The following is a 16,095-nucleotide window of genomic DNA, read 5'->3' on the forward strand; positions in this document are numbered from 1 at the left end:
CCGCGATCCTCCGGACCGGCTTCAGATGCGTTCAGTGCGCCTCGGCGATGTGCTGCGTGCCGATGCGCTTGCGGAACACCCAGTACGTCCAGCCCTGGTACAGCAGGACGACGGGGGTGGCGATCCCCGCACACCAGGTCATGATCTTCAGTGTGTACGGGGTGGACGAGGCGTTGGTGACCGTGAGGCTCCAGGCGTCGTTCAGCGAGGACGGCATGACGTTCGGGAAGAGCGTCAGGAAGAGCATGGCGACCACCGCCGCGACGGTCACGCCGGAGAACGCGAACGACCATCCCTCGCGTCCCGCCGCGATCATGGCGACCGCACCGACCAGTGCCACCACAGCGATGATCATCGCCAGCAGGCTCCAGCCGTCCCCGTTGTCGAGCTGGGTCCAGATCAGGAAGCCGAGCGCGAGCACCGCGGTGACGATCCCCAGCTTCAGCGCCAGTCTGCCCGCCCGCTCCCGGATGTCCCCGGCCGTCTTGAGCCCCGCGAACACGGCGCCGTGGAAGGTGAAGAGGGAGAGCGTGACCAGTCCGCCGAGGATGGCGTACGGGTTGAGCAGGTCCCAGAAGTTGCCCACGTACTCCATGTCGGCGTCGATCTTCACGCCGCGCACGATGTTCCCGAAGGCCACGCCCCAGAGGAGGGCCGGGAGCAGCGAGGTCCAGAAGATCGCGTGTTCCCAGTTGGTCTGCCACTTCTCGCCGGACCGCTTCGCCCGGTACTCGAAGGCGACCCCGCGCACGATCAGGCAGACCAGAATCAGTAGCAGCGGCAGGTAGAAGCCGGAGAACAGGGTGGCGTACCACTCGGGGAAGGCGGCGAAGGTCGCACCGCCCGCGGAGAGCAGCCACACCTCGTTTCCGTCCCAGACGGGCCCGATCGTGTTGATCAGGACCCGTCGTTCCTTGCGGTCGCGGGCCAGCAGCTTGGTGAGGACACCGATCCCGAAGTCGAATCCCTCCAGGAAGAAGTAGCCGGTCCAGAGGACGGCGATGAGTACGAACCAGACGTCGTGGAGTTCCATCTCTCAGCTCCTCTGCTCTCAGTAGGAGAAGGCCATCGGCCGGTCGGCGTCGTCATGGTCGCCGCCGATCTTGGTGGGCGGGTTGAGGTCGGCCTCCGTGAGCTCCGGCGGACCTGCCTTGATGTACTTCACGAGCAGCTTGACCTCGACGACCGCGAGCACGGCGTAGAGCAGGGTGAAGCCGATCATCGAAGTGAGCACCTCGCCCTGCGAGACGCCGGGGGAGACCGCGTCGCGGGTCTGGAGCACGCCGTAGACGACCCAGGGCTGGCGGCCCATCTCGGTGAAGATCCAGCCCCAGGAGTTGGCGATCAGCGGGAAGAGCAGCGTCCAGAGCGCGACGATCCAGTAGCACTTGGCGAGCTTCGGGCTGAGGGCCTTGTTCTTGAAGAGGACCAGGTGGGGCACTTCGTCCTCACCGGTCCGCAGTCCCGGCGGCAGCATGAACTTCTTCCGGGTCAGCCACAGTCCGAGGATGCCGAGGGCGAAGGACGCCATCCCGAAGCCGATCATCCAGCGGAAGCTCCAGAACGCGACCGGGATGTTGGGCCGGTAGTCGCCGGGTCCGAACTTCTCCTGCTCGGCCTTGTTGATGTCGTTGATGCCGGGGACGTACGAAGTGAAGCTGTCGTCCGCGAGGAAGGACAGTATCCCCGGGATGGAGATCTCCACGGTGTTGTGGCCCTTGGCCACGTCGCCGACCGCGAAGATCGAGAAGGGCGCCGAGTCCTGCCCCTCCCAGAGCGCCTCGGCGGCGGCCATCTTCATCGGCTGCTGCTTGAACATGACCTTGCCGAGCTGGTCGCCACTGATGGCGGTGAGCAGTCCGGCGATGACCACGGTGACCAGGCCGAGCCGCAACGAGGTCCGCATCACCGGGATGTGCTTCTTGCGCGCCAGGTGGAAGGCGGCGATGCCGACCATGAACGCGCCGCCGACCAGGAAGGCCGCGGTGATGGTGTGGAAGAACTGGGCGAGCGCGGTGTTCTGGGTGAGCACGTGCCAGAAGTCGGTGAGCTCGGCCCGGCCGCGTTCCTTGTTGATCCGGTAGCCGACCGGGTGCTGCATCCAGGAGTTGGCCGCCAGGATGAAGTACGCGGACAGGATGGTCCCGATGGAGACCATCCAGATGCAGGCGAGATGGATCTTCTTCGGCAACTTGTCCCAGCCGAAGATCCACAGGCCGATGAAGGTGGACTCGAAGAAGAACGCGATCAGGGCCTCGAACGCGAGCGGGGCACCGAAGATGTCGCCGACGAACCGCGAGTAGTCGGACCAGTTCATACCGAACTGGAACTCCTGGACGATGCCGGTGACGACGCCCATGGCGATGTTGATCAGGAAGAGTTTGCCCCAGAACTTCGTCGCCCTGAGGTACTTCTCGTTGTTCGTCCGGACCCAGGCGGTCTGCAGGCCGGCGGTGAGCGCGGCGAGAGAGATCGTCAGGGGGACGAACAGGAAGTGATAGACGGTAGTGATACCGAACTGCCATCGCGCCAGGGTTTCCGGCGCCAGAGCTAGCTCCACGTCGTCTTCTCCTTACGTCGCCGTAATCACACCGGCAGTTTGCCCTTTAAATCCGACTAATCACGGGAGGAACAGGACATGCTTGTGAACGCGTTCACATTCACAAGCATTATGGCGCACAGACTTTCGGGACGTTCGGGCGGGGTACCCCTCTTGGGACGTTCCGATCAATCTGCCCGAACCAGACGCCCCGGGAGCAACACGGACCCCGACAGCGAGAAGGCCCCGCACCTCTTCGAACGAGGTGCGGGGCCCGGTCCCCGAGTCGCGCAGGCGGCCTGCGCGGCCGCCCTACAGCTCCTTGCGGTACGACTCCGCCACCCTCAGGAACAGGTCGTTCGCCTCGTCCTCACCAATCGAGACCCGCACGCCCTCGCCCGCGAACGGCCGGACCACCACGCCGGCCCGCTCACATGCCGCGGCGAAGTCGGCGGTACGGTCCCCGAGCCGCAGCCAGACGAAATTCGCCTGGGAATCCGGCACGCTCCACCCCTGGCCGGCCAGCGTCCGCTGCACACGCTGGCGCTCGCACACCAACGAGCCCACCCGCCCCAGGAGTTCGTCCTCGGCACGCAGCGAGGCGACCGCCGCGTCCTGCGCGAGCTGGCTGACCCCGAAGGGCACCGCCGTCTTGCGCAGCGCGGCCGCCACCGGCTCGTGGGCCACGGCGAAACCGACCCGCAGACCCGCCAGGCCGTACGCCTTGGAGAAGGTCCGCAGCACCGCCACATTGGGCCGGTCCCGGTAGATCTCGATGCCGTCCGGCACCTCGACGTCACGGATGAACTCCCGGTACGCCTCGTCGAGCACCACGAGGACATCGCCCGGCACCCGGTCCAGGAACCGCTCCAGCGCGTCCCGGCGCACCACGGTGCCGGTCGGGTTGTTCGGGTTGCAGACGAAGATCATCCGGGTGCGGTCCGTGATCGCGTCCGCCATCGCGTCGAGGTCGTGCACGTCACCGTCGGTCAGCGGGACCTTCACCGAGGTCGCACCGCTGACCTGCGTGATGATCGGGTACGCCTCGAAGGAGCGCCAGGCGTAGATGACCTCGTCACCCGGGCCCGACGTGGCCTGGAGCAGCTGCTGCGCGACGCCGACCGAGCCGGTTCCGGTGGCGAGGTGCGAGACGGGCACACCGAAACGGTCGGCCAGCTCGTTCATCAGGCCGGTGCAGGCCATGTCCGGGTAGCGGTTGAAGTTCGCAGCCGCGGCCAGGGCGGACTCCATCACCCCGGGCAGCGGCGGATACGGGTTCTCGTTGGAGGACAGCTTGAACGCGACCGGTCCGCCGGCAGCGGCCGGCTTGCCCGGTACATAGGCGGGAACGCCGTCCAGCTCGGCGCGCAGCTTGGGGCTCGTCTCGCTCACCGCAGGTCCTCCTCGACCGTCCGTACACATCAATACTGCTCACCTTATGAGGATTGGGCGCTGCTGCGAATGGCCGGAGCGGTCCAATCGTCCGGTGCGACCAGGAATGGGGGGAGCGCTATCCGCTCCGGCGCGCGCCGGTGGCTCACTCCGTGGCGCGCATCCCTCGAAGAGGTGAGATGAGACCTCTTCGAGACATCGACCCTTTAGTAGGCCCATCGACTTCGACACATGACACACTACGGTCAGGCCCCTCAACATCCTTGGTTTGCAAGGCATTTGCCTCTGAATGATCATGCAAAAACGTGCCTGTCAACGAGTGAATATGCGACCAGGCCAACCGCCCTTCCGAGCCCTACTATCGGCTCGCCATGACAGCAGCAGGGAAGCACCAGGTGAGCCGGACGGACACACCCCGGCGCGGCGGCCGACAGGGACGAGCGGGAATCCGGGACGTGGCCGCCGCGGCCGGAGTCTCCATCACGACCGTCTCCGACGCGCTCAACGGCAAGGGCAGGCTCCCGGACGCCACCCGCCGCCATGTCCGCGAGGTCGCAGAGCGCCTGGGCTACCGCCCTTCCGCCGCGGCCCGAACCCTCCGTACCGGCAAGTCCGGCCTCATCGGCCTGACCGTGACGACCTACGGGGACGAACCCTTCACCTTCACCGAATTCGCGTACTTCGCCGAGATGGCCAGAGCGGCCACCTCCGCCGCGCTCGCCCGCGGCTACGCCCTCGTCATCCTGCCCGCCACCTCACGCCACGACGTCTGGTCGAACGTCGCCCTCGACGGCACCGTCGTGATCGACCCCTCCGACCAGGACCCGGTCGTCACGGAACTCGTACGCCAGGGGCTGCCCGTCGTCTCGGACGGACGTCCGGCCGGCACCCTCCCGGTCACCGCCTGGGTCGACAACGACCACCGGGCCGCCGTGCTCGATCTGCTCGACCATCTCGCCGCTGCCGGAGCCCGCCGCATCGGCCTGCTCACCGGCACCACCACCGACACGTACACCCGCCTCTCCACCACCGCGTACCTCCACTGGTGCGAGCGCGTGGGACAGGACCCGGTGTACGAGTCGTACCCCGCCCACGACCCGTGCGCGGGCGCGGTCGCCGCCGACCGCCTGCTCGCCCGCCCTGACCGGCCCGACGCCGTCTACGGGCTCTTCGACCCCAACGGCACCGATCTGCTGGCGGCGGCCCGCCGGTACGGCCTGCGTGTCCCCGAGGACCTGCTGCTGGTCTGCTGCAGCGAGTCCACCGTGTACGCGACGACCGAGCCCCCCATCACCACCCTCTCGCTCAAGCCGCGCAGAATCGGCACGGCGGTCGTCCAGCTCCTGATCGACGCCATCGAGGGCGTGGATCAGGACGGACCGGTGGAGCAGGTCATACCGACCGAACTCATCGTGCGGACCTCCTCGCAACGCCGTCCACCCCGCACCACGGTCAGCGCACCCCGCTCTCCGGCAGGGGATTGATCAGGCGATTTCGGACCAATCGGCCGGTGAACCCGACGTGCGTCCGGATTCACCACCCCTGGTGCGTCACAGAGCACGATCCGCATTCCTATGATGGGCGCACGACACCGCGGACCACCCCGACCAGCAGGGCCCGTCAGGTGTACGGCGGCGCGACGGTGGTGGAGGGGTCGATGACACAGGGGGCCGGTCAGGAACCCGTGGTGCGGACTGCGACGTTGCGCGACTTCCGCGTACCGCCCTATGCCCAGAACCCGGTGCCGCCATCGGCACCGCACCCGGGCAATGCCGTCCCCGGTGCCGAGCCGCCGGAGGGGTACACCCCCACCGCGCGCGATCTTCCCGTGATCAACCGCGGTGACACCCTGCAGGTCGCGGCCGTCCCCGACCCCCGGCCCGTCCCGGACCAGGGCCTCGGACCGCTGTACGTCGTCGGCGACGTCCACGGCTATCTGGACGAGCTCCACGCCGCCCTCGCCGAACAGGGCCTCATCGACGCCGACGGCAAATGGTCGGCGGGCAATGCCCGGCTCTGGTTCCTCGGCGACTTCACCGACCGGGGCCCCGACGGCATCGGGGTCATCGACCTCGTGATGCGCCTGTCCGCCGAGGCCGCGGCCGCCGGCGGCTACTGCAAGGCCCTGATGGGCAATCACGAACTGCTGCTCCTCGGCGCGAAGCGGTTCAGCGACACCCCGGTCAACTCCGGCGCGGGCACCGCCACTTTCCAGGCGGCCTGGCTGCTCAACGGCGGCCAGAAGAACGACATGGAGCGGCTCCAGGACGTCCACCTCCAGTGGATGTCCCGGCTCGACGCGATCGTCGAGGAGGACGGGCATCTGCTGATGCACTCCGACACGACGGCCTACCTCGAATACGGCACCACCATCGAGGACGTCAACGACACCGTGCACGCCATCCTCACGCGTAACGACGCCGATGAGTGCTGGGACCTCTTCCGGAAGCTCACCAAGCGGTTCGCCTTCCGTGACGAGTCGGGTCCGCAGGCGGTCCGGGAGCTGATGTCGGCCTACGGCGGACAGCGCATCGTCCATGGCCACAGCCCCATTCCGTACCTCCTCGGAGAGGTCGGTTCGGAGGACGGCGAGGACGGCTCCGGCCCCGTGGTCGAAGGTCCGCACGTATACGCGGACGGGCTCGCCATCGCCATGGACGGCGGAGTGACCATGGCCGGAAAGCTGCTGGTCGTCCAACTGCCCCTGCATGACTGACGTTCTTCTGGGCAGACGCATCCACGAACCGACCACGCCGTCCACTGCGCCTATTTCCGGAAACCCCCTGTCACCCCGTGCCGTGGGCGCTCTACCATCGGCGTATCAGTAGCAGGCTCTCCTCCGTTTCCGCCCAACTGCCCGTTCCGAGCGGGCATTCAGGCCCTACGGAGCATCGGGGGATGCACATGAACAGCGCTCCGCACCTGCTGGCCGAGGACCGCCCCGAGTACGAGCGGATCCTCGACGACGCACTGCGCCATGCCCATGAACGGCCGGATCTGGCCGCGGTCGGCGAGCGGCTCAACGCCGTGCAGCTGCGCACCATGGCGCTGGACGCCACGGAGCTGATCACCTCGACGGCCGCCACCGAGTACAGGCACTATGTGCAGGCCCGCGAGGAACTGCGCGGCCCCGCGGAAGAGGCGGACCAGGACACGGGCCCCGGGTCCGACACCACCCGTCCGCATCAGTCGGGCGCCGGCGTAGGAGCCGTCGTCACGGTCCTGGCACCCGTGCTCGCCGGAACCGCCGCGTTCGTATTCCTGCTGGCGGGCTACCTGCTGAGGCTGCTCGACCCGCCGCCGTCCTTCGCCTCCGCCATGGTCTCCGCGGGCTGGTTCTTCGCGGCGGTCACGGCCGCCGCCATCCTGGTCGCCGCCGCCGGGCTGCTCATCACCGCGCTGCGCAACGGATCGACGTCGCAGCCCGTCGAGGACCCCGAGGAAGAATTGCCGGAGGACGTGGCACGGGCCAGAGAGGCGTGGCGCCACGCCCTGCTGGAGCGCGGCATACTGCCGTTCCTGCGGGACGCGCTCGCCGATCCCGGAGCCGCTCCCGCCTCCCGCACACCGCTCCGCTCGGCGAACCGCATCCCGAAGATCGGCTACAGCCGGCCGGACTTCTCCAGCCCGGACGACGGCCCGGCGGGCCCCCGCCCGACGTTCACCTCACCGGACTTCACCAGCCCCGACTTCGGCGGTCCCGAGCACGAACTGGACTGACCGGGCCCACACACCGGCCGGACGGCAGGAGCGGTCGCCCCGGAGACAGGAGTCCCCGGGGCGATACCTCCTCCCGGATACGGTCAGTCCGCAATCGGCAGATAGACCCGGTTGCCGGCCGCCGCGAACTCCTTGGACTTCTCCGCCATGCCCGCCTCGATCTCCGTCTGCGAACCGCCGTGCTCGCGCCGGATGTCCTGGGAGATCTTCATCGAACAGAACTTCGGACCGCACATCGAGCAGAAGTGCGCCGTCTTCGCCGGCTCGGCGGGCAGTGTCTCGTCGTGGAACTCCCGTGCGGTGTCCGGGTCGAGAGCCAGATTGAACTGGTCCTCCCAGCGGAACTCGAAACGGGCGTCGGAGAGGGCGTCGTCCCAGTCCTGCGCCCCCGGGTGCCCCTTGGCGAGGTCCGCCGCATGCGCCGCGATCTTGTAGGTGATGACGCCGGTCTTCACATCGTCCCGGTTGGGCAGGCCGAGGTGCTCCTTCGGCGTGACGTAGCAGAGCATCGCCGTCCCCCACCACGCGATCATCGCCGCGCCGATGCCCGAGGTGATGTGGTCGTACGCCGGAGCGACATCGGTGGTCAGCGGGCCGAGCGTGTAGAACGGCGCCTCCTCGCAGATCTCCTGCTGAAGGTCGATGTTCTCCTTGATCTTGTGCATCGGGACATGGCCCGGCCCCTCGATCATGGTCTGGACGCCGAACCGCTTGGCGACCGTGTTCAGCTCGCCGAGCGTGCGCAGTTCGGCGAACTGGGCCTCGTCATTGGCGTCGGCGATCGAGCCGGGACGCAGCCCGTCGCCCAGCGAGTACGTCACGTCGTAGGTCGCGAGGATCTCGCAGAGCTCCTCGAAGTGCTCGTACAGGAAGGACTCCTTGTGGTGCGCGAGGCACCACGCCGCCATGATCGAGCCGCCGCGGGAAACGATGCCGGTCTTGCGGCGGGCGGTCAGCGGTACGTACGGCAGGCGCACGCCGGCGTGGACCGTCATGTAGTCGACGCCCTGCTCGGCCTGTTCGATGACGGTGTCCTTGTAGATCTCCCACGTCAGTTCCTCCGCCCGGCCGTCGACCTTTTCAAGGGCCTGGTAGAGCGGAACCGTGCCGATCGGCACGGGTGAATTGCGCAGAACCCACTCACGGGTGGTGTGAATGTTGCGGCCGGTGGACAGATCCATGACGGTGTCGGCGCCCCAGCGCGTCGCCCACGTCATCTTCTCCACCTCCTCCTCGATGGAGGACGTCACCGCGGAGTTGCCGATGTTGGCATTGACCTTCACCAGGAACCGCTTGCCGATGATCATCGGCTCGATCTCGGGGTGGTTGACGTTGGCCGGCAGCACGGCCCGGCCGGCCGCGATCTCCTCGCGCACCACCTCGGGCTCGACGTTCTCCCGGATGGCCACGTACTCCATCTCCGGGGTGATCTCGCCCCGGCGGGCGTACGCGAGCTGGGTCACCGGCTGCCCGTCCCGGCTGCGGCGCGGCAGGCGCGGGCGGCCGGGGAAGACCGCGTCGAGGTTGCGCAGTCCACCGCGCGGCGAGGTGTGCTTGAGCCCGTCGTCCTCGGGGCGGGCGGGGCGGCCCGGATACTCCTCGGTGTCACCGCGGGCGACGATCCAGTTCTCCCGCAGCGGTGCGAGCCCGCGGCGGACATCGGTCTCGACGGTGGGATCGGTGTACGGCCCCGACGTGTCGTACAGCGTCACGTCCTTGCCGTTGGTGAGGTGCACCTGACGGACCGGCACCCGGAGGTCCGGGCGCGAGCCCTGGACGTACCCCTTGTGCCAGCCGATGGACTTCCCGGCCTCGTCGCTCTGGTTCGAGGCAGGCGTGCGTGCGTCCGCTGTGGTCATGAGACCTACTCCCTACGCCGGCATTACCCGGTAACAGGTTCGGCGGTCGGCGCAGCCTGTCCCGTACGGACGTACGGATATCAGCGCCCTCTCAGCCCGGTGCTCCGAGCTCCCGCGTGTGCAAAGGTTCCTCCACGCTAGCGCCCCGTCCGGCGTAATGAACAGAGGGCCCGTCCCTTCTTGCGATGATCGGCCGGTGACGTCCCTCGATATCGAGCATGAACCGCAGGGCCATCAGCACGGCCACTCGCACAGCCACGGCCCTGCCGCGCCCGTCTCCAAACATCTGCGCAAGGTCATCGCGGCCGTACTGATCCCGTTCGCCACCGCCGTCGTCGTCGGTCTGGTGGCGCTCTGGCCGGGTGGTGCGCCGCCGCACGAGCGGACCGGCGTCGGATTCGACCGGCAGACCCAGCAGGGAAAGGTGGTGAATGTCGACATGGTGGGCTGCAAGGACGTGAACGTGGTCCAGATGCCCGTCGGCGGGGACACCTCACCGCCCTCGGGAAGCGGAAAGGGACTGTGCAAGAAGTCCACGATCGAGGTGACGACCGGTCACGACAAGGGCCGGACCTTCACCGAGGTCGTCCCGCCGGACGCACCGCGCCAGTTGCGCGAGGGTCAGGGCGTGGTCGTGGCGTACGCCCCCGACGCGCCCCATGATCTGCAGTATTCGGTGACGGACGTGAACCGGAAGTTCCCGATGGCCCTGCTGGCCGGGATCTTCGCCCTGGTCGTGGTCGCGGTGGGCCGCATGCGCGGGGTGATGGCGCTGGTCGCGCTCGCCGTGTCCTTCGCCGTGCTGACCCTGTTCATCCTCCCGGCCATTCTCCAGGGCTCGAATCCGCTGCTCGTCGCGGTGGTCGGGGCCAGCGCGATCATGCTGATCGCGCTCTACACGTGCCACGGCCTGACCGCCCGCACCTCGGTCGCGGTGATCGGCACGCTGATCTCGCTGCTGCTGATCGGGCTGCTCGGATCGCTCTTCATCGGCTGGGCGAGCCTGACCGGCAACACCGACGACAACACCGGCCTCATCCACGGCCTGTACCCGCACATCGACATGAGCGGTCTGCTGCTGGCCGGTGTCATCATCGGTTCGCTCGGCGTCCTCGACGATGTGACCGTGACCCAGACATCGGCGGTCTGGGAACTGCACCAGGCGAACCCGACGTTGGGTGTGCGGGGCCTCTACCGGGCAGGCATCAGGATCGGACGGGACCACATCGCCTCGGTCGTCAATACGCTGGTGCTCGCCTACGCGGGCGCCGCAATGCCGTTGCTGCTGCTGTTCTCCATCGCGCAGAGCAGCGTGGGGACGGTGGCCAACAGCGAGCTGGTGGCGGAGGAGATCATACGAACGCTGGTCGGCTCGATCGGACTGGTCGCCTCGGTGCCGGTGACGACGGTGCTCGCTGCGCTGGTCGTCTCCGCGGACCGCACAGGGCTCGGCGCGGAAGCCGGAGCTTCGGCACCCGTACGGGCCGGGAAAGGCCGTCGTCGTAGGACGAAGCCTTGAACGTCTCCGTCAGGTGAACAATTCACCCATTCGGCAGGTACCGTGTTCGACCGGCGAGCCGGTCGGCGGCGCCGTTCTTGTCAGCCGGCGTTCTGTTCCTCGGCAAGGATCCGGCCCAGGGCGTCCTCCAGGTTGCCCTCGAAGTCACCCAGCGTGCACTCCTGCCCAAGCGGCACAAGCTTGTCGGTCCGGTCGAGAAACGCCACAAGTGGTGCCGTACCGGCCCTGAAGAGGGCCCGGTCCTCGCCGACCTGGAGCCGGATATGTACGTCGGAAAGCCCCTCGGGCTCGGTGGGTCCGATGTGCACATCACCGTCACCACTGGGGCTGTTGAGGCCGTCGAGCAGCAGCTCACGGCCGAATGCCCAGGTGACGGGGGCGTCACCGGGCAGATGGAAGGTCATCCGGATCGCATACGGATCGCAGACCTCGTACCGGAGCTCCACCGGGATCCGGAAAGAGAGCTCCTCGGAGACGAGGAAGCTCATCATGACCTCAGCTTGAACCGACTCGCGCATCGTTCAACCCCGCAGTAGATGAATCTGGCCAGGAATGATCCCCCGTGGCCCTATTGACGCCATCGTGGTGCACGCGATAGCAGATCACAAGGAGTGATTTTTCAGATACTGATAGAGAACACGAGCGAACGCAAGAGGTTGGCCACTTCGCCACGTAGTTGTTCGACTGCGGGGAGCAACCGGCTTTCCTGTTCCAAGGGTACGGAAATCGCCATCGCGGCGGCGGTGAATCCGGCTGTGATCGGGATGGCCGCACAGACCGTGCCCAAGGCGTATTCCTGCCGCTCGATGACGGGTTCCATCCGTTTCATCGAGCGCAGTCGTTCCAGGAGCGCCGCACGGTCCTTCACCGAGTAGCGGGTGAGCGGACGCACAGGGTGACGGTCCAGGTGGTCCTCGCGGGCCTTCTCGTCGAGTTGGCTCAGCAGACACTGGCCGATCGCGTGGGCATGCCCGGTCTCCCGGAAGGACGCCCACTCGTCGACGGCGGGGTTGGCGGGGGTGTCGGCGACCGCGATGAGTTCGATCTCGCCCTCGCGGTAGACGGCGCAGTACACCGGTGCGCCGATGATGTCGCGCCAGCGGCCGAGCGACTCGGCCATTCTGCCGCGGCGACTCTGCAGCGTCCTTTCCCCGACCAGGCGTTCGGCCGCGGTCCCGATGAGGAAGACGCCGTTCTCCCGGCGCAGATAGCCCTCATGCGTCAGGGTGCGCAGCAGATGGTAGGCCGTGGGAAGAGGAAGGCCCGCTTCCCTGGCCAGTTGCTTCGCGGGCGCCCCGTCACGATGGGCGACCACGGCTTCCAGCAGCCTCAGCGCTCGCTGCACCGAACCGATCAGCGTCGGGGCAGCAGTGCTCGATGCCGTGGTCAACAGTCACCCCCAGGCATGGTGACGGGTGGTCAGCCCGCCTGTGGGGGCCGCCCCCACGGGCTGCCGCATGGCTGGGGTCCGGAGACCGAACGCCGTACAAACCACTGGTCAGCGTGGTGACGGACTGTTAATTCCCAGGTGGTGGCAGCGAACTGCCACTGTATCGGCCGGGTCCGCGAGGGGCGTCGTTTCGCCTTCCGCTTAGCTCAGCTGGGCTAACGCCCCGGCCGGTCTCCGATCGTCCTACCAGTCGCCGCGCGAAGAGGACGACGACATGAACTTGCGTACGACGAAGACGAGCCCACCGATCAGGATCACGAAGATCAGGACCTTGAAGAGCAGCCCGATCACGAACCCGATCACGCTGGCGATCAGACCGCCGAACACGACGATCGCGATGACCGGCACCGCGATCCACTTCACCCACCAGGGCATCCCAGCGAATATCTCCCGCACGGCCATCGTCGCTACCTCTTCTCCTTGGGTTCCTGCTTCGATGCTAGAGCCGCGGAGGGGGCCGACGGGGGCCGCGCAGCCCTTGAAGTCCCCTGACCGACCCCTGAGGGATCCCTGAGACCGGACCCCCGCCCTCCGGCGGTTCGGCTCAGCTCTCCGGCGGGGAGAAGACCACCATCACCCGCAGGTCCTCGGTGATGTGGTGGAACTTGTGGGCGGCACCGGCCGGTACGTACACCACGCTTCCTCTGCCCACCTGCGTGGTTTCCATGCCGACCGTGATCGAGGCGCGGCCGCTGACGACGAGGTAGACCTCGTCCTGGTTGTGCGGCTGCTGCGGGTCGAGTTCACCGGCGTCCAGCGCGTACAGGCCGACGGACATGTTCCGTTCCTTCACGAACTGCAGATACGCGCCGTCGTTGGCGGCCCGTTCCGCCTCCAGCTCGTCCAGTCTGAATGCCTTCATGGCCTGTCCGCCCCTTGCCTCTGTACTGCCGGTGTCCGCCACCGATCACGTCTGCCACGATCAGACACATGAAGAATTTCGTAGTCAAGACGATCGCCAACGCAGGTGCGCTGGCCGTGGCCATCTGGCTGATCCAGGACATCACGCTGACCGGTGGCAGCACCGGGCGCAAGGCGCTCACGCTGGTCGTGGTCGCCCTGCTCTTCGGCCTGGTGAATTTCGTGGTCAAGCCGATCGTGAAGCTGCTGACCCTGCCACTCTTCATCCTCACGCTCGGGCTGATCACGCTGGTGGTCAACGCGCTCATGCTGCTGCTGACCTCCTGGCTGGCCGGGCTGTTCGACCTGAGCTTCCATGTCGAGGGCTTCTGGACCGCCGTGCTCGGCGGCCTGATCATCTCGATCGTGTCGTGGGCCCTGAACGTGGTCCTGCCCGACGAGGACTGACCCGGCACCTACTGGAACAGTGCAGGCAGGACCCGGTGGCACGCCGGAGAGAGAAGTGAGGAAGCGGTATGAGCACCATGGGTGACGGAACCCGGGCGGTACGGGCCGGGCTGCCCGAACCGGAGCAGTTCGAGCCCACCCTGCCCGGTCCGGTCTTCGCCGCGCACTTCCACCTCTCCGGTGAACCGACCGGTCCGTACACCTACGGCCGGGACACCAATCCGACCTGGACCCTTCTGGAACGCGCCATCGGTGAACTGGAGGCACCGGGGGAGCCCGTCGAGACCACGGTCTTCGCCTCCGGGATGGCGGCGATCTCGGCCGTGCTGCTGTCCCGGGCACGTACCGGCGACGTGGTCGTGCTGCCCGACGACGGCTATCAGGCACTGCCGCTGGTGCGGGCGCAGCTGGAGGCGTACGGCGTCGAGGTGCGGACCGCGCCGACCGGTGGCGATGCCCAGCTCGCGGTCCTCGAAGGCGCGAAGCTGCTGTGGATCGAGACCCCGTCCAATCCGGGGCTCGACGTCTGCGACGTGCGCCGGCTCGTCGAGGCGGCGCACTCGGCCGGCACTCTGGTGGCCGTCGACAACACCCTCGCCACACCGCTCGGCCAGCGCCCGCTGGAGCTGGGGGCCGATTTCTCGGTGGCCAGTGACACCAAGGGCCTGACCGGACACGGGGACATCCTGCTCGGCCATGTGACCTGCCGTGATCCGGAGCTGGCAGCGGGAGTACGGCGCTGGCGCAAGGTGGTCGGCGCCATCCCGGGCCCCATGGAGGCCTGGCTCGCGCACCGGTCGCTGGCCACGCTGGAGCTGCGGATCGACCGGCAGTGCGCCACAGCCCTGACGCTGGCGGAGGCACTCGGCAAACGGCCGGAGGTGACCGGGCTGCGGTATCCCGGGCTGCCCACCGACCCTTCGTATCCGAAGGCCGTGCGGCAGATGCGGCGCTTCGGCTCCGTGGTGTCGTTCGTCCTGCCCGACCGCGAACGGGCCGAGCGCTTCCTGACCGAGCTGCGGCTGGTCGACGACGCGACGAGCTTCGGTGGTGTGCGCTCCACCGCCGAGCGCCGGGCGCGCTGGGGCGGTGACGCCGTACCCGAGGGCTTCATCCGCCTCTCGGTCGGCGCGGAGAGCCCGGCGGACCTGGTGGCGGATGTGGAACGGGCGCTGGACGCGGCGCTGGGCGAGCACTGAACGACCCGGGTACGGCGGTCCGAGCCTCCCCCCTCGTGGCTCGGACCGCCCCGGTTCCTCCTGCGAAGAACCGCCTGAACCAGGCTAGTTGACTCTCCGTCAGTGTCCAATCACGGTAGCGACAGCGACCTATCGACATATTTATAGTTGTACGGGTCCGAAGCGTCGCGAGGGTGGGAGGACAGGACATGGACCTGGCCCTGCTGCGCACGTTCGTCACGGTGCACCGGGCCGGCTCCTTCACCCGGGCCGCTGCCCTGCTCGGTCTCTCCCAGCCCGCGGTCACCTCGCAGATCCGGACCCTGGAGCGGCAGCTGGGCCGCCCCCTCTTCCTGCGCAGGGCCCGCGGCGTGACCCCGACGACCATCGGCGACGAGCTCGCACACCGGGCAGCGCCGCATCTGGACGCGCTGATCGAGATCACCGAGACGGAGCTGGACGAGGAGTCGGGCGTACGGACCCTGCATCTGGCCGGACCTCCCGAGTTCACCTCGATGCGCGCCCTGCCCGCGCTCACCCCGCTCGTCGGCCAGGGCCTGGCTCTGCGCAGTTCGTTCTTCGCCGACGCCGAGGAGACGCTGGAGGGGCTGGCCGCCGGACACCATGATCTGGCCATCGCGACGACCCGCCCGCGCGGTGGGCTGCTCACCGCGACTCCGCTCTGCGACGAGGAACACGTCCTGGTCGCCGCGCCGCGCTGGGCCGGGCGCCTCGGGCCCGGGACCCTGCGGCACAAGGGACCCGTGGTGCTGGACCAGCTGCCGATCGTGGAGGTCCACGAGAGCCTGCCGCTCGTCTCCCGCTACTGGGCCGCCGTCTTCGAGAGCCGGCCCGCCGTCGCGGGGACCGTCATCGTGCCGGACCTCCGGGCGGTCCTGGAGTGCACCGCGGCGGGCGCCGGGCTCGCCGTGCTGCCGCGCTATCTGTGCGAGAGGGCACTGGAGCGGGGTGAGGTCGTGGCCCTCCTGGACCCTCCCGTACCTCCCCTGCGCACCTACTTCCTGGCCGTGCGGACCGGCACGCTCGCGCTGCCCCACATCGCGCGGGCGCACGAGTGGCTGCTGCGCGCCGCCGCCGACTGGTGAGCGCAGGACGGCCCGGCACCGGTC

At 68.1% G+C, this 16,095-nt stretch carries 15 protein-coding genes and 1 riboswitch; of the genes, 7 read left to right on the top strand and 8 right to left on the bottom strand.

Translation table 11 applies throughout. The features are described 5' to 3' along the window. Positions 1–31: 31 nt before the first annotated feature. The 3 genes from cydB to hisC all read right to left on the bottom strand — a co-directional run bounded on the left by cydB (position 32) and on the right by hisC (position 3,931). Complete coding sequence (gene cydB, locus OG520_RS20045; RefSeq protein ID WP_406014069.1) at positions 32–1,033, bottom strand: cytochrome d ubiquinol oxidase subunit II; 1,002 nt, start codon at positions 1,031–1,033, stop codon at positions 32–34. 18 nt (positions 1,034–1,051) lie between these two features. Continuing rightward, on the bottom strand, positions 1,052–2,560 hold the full coding sequence (locus OG520_RS20050) for a cytochrome ubiquinol oxidase subunit I (protein ID WP_385336020.1): 1,509 nt from the start codon (positions 2,558–2,560) through the stop codon (positions 1,052–1,054). Between the two features lie 291 nt (positions 2,561–2,851). Then, positions 2,852–3,931: a histidinol-phosphate transaminase gene (gene hisC, locus OG520_RS20055; RefSeq protein ID WP_399328716.1), complete on the bottom strand. Its 1,080-nt coding sequence runs from the start codon at positions 3,929–3,931 to the stop codon at positions 2,852–2,854. Positions 3,932–4,302: 371 nt separating this feature from the next. On the opposite strand from hisC, the gene OG520_RS20060 reads away from it, so the two are divergent. The 3 genes from OG520_RS20060 to OG520_RS20070 all read left to right on the top strand — a co-directional run bounded on the left by OG520_RS20060 (position 4,303) and on the right by OG520_RS20070 (position 7,651). Continuing rightward, positions 4,303–5,415 (top strand): LacI family DNA-binding transcriptional regulator, encoded by a 1,113-nt coding sequence (locus OG520_RS20060; protein ID WP_266416741.1) that lies wholly within the window; start codon positions 4,303–4,305, stop codon positions 5,413–5,415. Positions 5,416–5,588: 173 nt separating this feature from the next. Continuing rightward, entirely contained in the window at positions 5,589–6,647 is a 1,059-nt protein-coding gene (locus OG520_RS20065; RefSeq protein ID WP_406014070.1) for a metallophosphoesterase, read from the top strand. A gap of 182 nt (positions 6,648–6,829) precedes the next feature. Beyond that, positions 6,830–7,651 (top strand): hypothetical protein, encoded by an 822-nt coding sequence (locus OG520_RS20070; RefSeq protein ID WP_406014071.1) that lies wholly within the window; start codon positions 6,830–6,832, stop codon positions 7,649–7,651. A gap of 83 nt (positions 7,652–7,734) precedes the next feature. On the opposite strand, the gene thiC is transcribed toward OG520_RS20070, so the two are convergent. Next, entirely contained in the window at positions 7,735–9,510 is a 1,776-nt protein-coding gene (thiC, locus tag OG520_RS20075; RefSeq protein WP_399328713.1) for a phosphomethylpyrimidine synthase ThiC, read from the bottom strand. Then, positions 9,503–9,636: riboswitch (TPP riboswitch) on the bottom strand. It overlaps the preceding gene by 8 nt. Before the next feature lie 31 nt (positions 9,637–9,667). Here thiC and OG520_RS20080 point away from each other — a divergent pair. Further along, positions 9,668–11,029 (top strand): YibE/F family protein, encoded by a 1,362-nt coding sequence (locus OG520_RS20080; protein WP_406014072.1) that lies wholly within the window; start codon positions 9,668–9,670, stop codon positions 11,027–11,029. An 80-nt stretch (positions 11,030–11,109) separates the two neighbouring features. On the opposite strand, the gene OG520_RS20085 is transcribed toward OG520_RS20080, so the two are convergent. From OG520_RS20085 to OG520_RS20100, 4 genes are all read right to left on the bottom strand, one after another. Then, on the bottom strand, positions 11,110–11,547 hold the full coding sequence (locus OG520_RS20085; protein ID WP_072488197.1) for an SsgA family sporulation/cell division regulator: 438 nt from the start codon (positions 11,545–11,547) through the stop codon (positions 11,110–11,112). 101 nt (positions 11,548–11,648) lie between these two features. Further along, positions 11,649–12,419 (bottom strand): IclR family transcriptional regulator, encoded by a 771-nt coding sequence (locus OG520_RS20090; RefSeq protein ID WP_399328711.1) that lies wholly within the window; start codon positions 12,417–12,419, stop codon positions 11,649–11,651. A 243-nt stretch (positions 12,420–12,662) separates the two neighbouring features. After that, positions 12,663–12,875, bottom strand: coding sequence for a DUF5326 family protein (locus OG520_RS20095; RefSeq protein ID WP_399328768.1), 213 nt, complete (start codon positions 12,873–12,875; stop codon positions 12,663–12,665). A 148-nt stretch (positions 12,876–13,023) separates the two neighbouring features. Next, on the bottom strand, positions 13,024–13,341 hold the full coding sequence (locus OG520_RS20100; RefSeq protein WP_124719911.1) for a cupin domain-containing protein: 318 nt from the start codon (positions 13,339–13,341) through the stop codon (positions 13,024–13,026). Between the two features lie 68 nt (positions 13,342–13,409). Here OG520_RS20100 and OG520_RS20105 point away from each other — a divergent pair, with 68 nt between their 5' ends. The 3 genes from OG520_RS20105 to OG520_RS20115 all read left to right on the top strand — a co-directional run bounded on the left by OG520_RS20105 (position 13,410) and on the right by OG520_RS20115 (position 16,071). Next, a complete protein-coding gene (locus OG520_RS20105; RefSeq protein ID WP_266416748.1) occupies positions 13,410–13,787 on the top strand; it encodes a phage holin family protein in 378 nt (125 codons plus the stop codon). Between the two features lie 68 nt (positions 13,788–13,855). Then, entirely contained in the window at positions 13,856–14,986 is a 1,131-nt protein-coding gene (locus OG520_RS20110; protein ID WP_406014073.1) for a cystathionine gamma-lyase, read from the top strand. Between the two features lie 188 nt (positions 14,987–15,174). Then, positions 15,175–16,071, top strand: coding sequence for a LysR family transcriptional regulator (locus tag OG520_RS20115; protein WP_406014074.1), 897 nt, complete (start codon positions 15,175–15,177; stop codon positions 16,069–16,071). Positions 16,072–16,095 lie beyond the last annotated feature (24 nt).

Origin of the sequence: Streptomyces sp. NBC_00984 (genome assembly GCF_045162475.1) — a bacterium.
Lineage (GTDB): Bacteria > Actinomycetota > Actinomycetes > Streptomycetales > Streptomycetaceae > Streptomyces.

Excerpts from the sequence above, each read along its gene's own strand:
- cydB (WP_406014069.1), bottom strand. The coding sequence starts at position 1,033 with ATGGAACTCCACGACGTCTGGTTCGTACTCATCGCCGTCCTCTGGACC.
- OG520_RS20060 (WP_266416741.1), top strand. The coding sequence starts at position 4,303 with ATGACAGCAGCAGGGAAGCACCAGGTGAGCCGGACGGACACACCCCGG.
- OG520_RS20065 (WP_406014070.1), top strand. The coding sequence starts at position 5,589 with ATGACACAGGGGGCCGGTCAGGAACCCGTGGTGCGGACTGCGACGTTG.
- OG520_RS20070 (WP_406014071.1), top strand. The coding sequence starts at position 6,830 with ATGCACATGAACAGCGCTCCGCACCTGCTGGCCGAGGACCGCCCCGAG.
- thiC (WP_399328713.1), bottom strand. The coding sequence starts at position 9,510 with ATGACCACAGCGGACGCACGCACGCCTGCCTCGAACCAGAGCGACGAG.
- OG520_RS20080 (WP_406014072.1), top strand. The coding sequence starts at position 9,668 with ATGAACAGAGGGCCCGTCCCTTCTTGCGATGATCGGCCGGTGACGTCC.
- OG520_RS20085 (WP_072488197.1), bottom strand. The coding sequence starts at position 11,547 with ATGCGCGAGTCGGTTCAAGCTGAGGTCATGATGAGCTTCCTCGTCTCC.
- OG520_RS20100 (WP_124719911.1), bottom strand. The coding sequence starts at position 13,341 with ATGAAGGCATTCAGACTGGACGAGCTGGAGGCGGAACGGGCCGCCAAC.
- OG520_RS20105 (WP_266416748.1), top strand. The coding sequence starts at position 13,410 with ATGAAGAATTTCGTAGTCAAGACGATCGCCAACGCAGGTGCGCTGGCC.
- OG520_RS20110 (WP_406014073.1), top strand. The coding sequence starts at position 13,856 with ATGAGCACCATGGGTGACGGAACCCGGGCGGTACGGGCCGGGCTGCCC.
- OG520_RS20115 (WP_406014074.1), top strand. The coding sequence starts at position 15,175 with ATGGACCTGGCCCTGCTGCGCACGTTCGTCACGGTGCACCGGGCCGGC.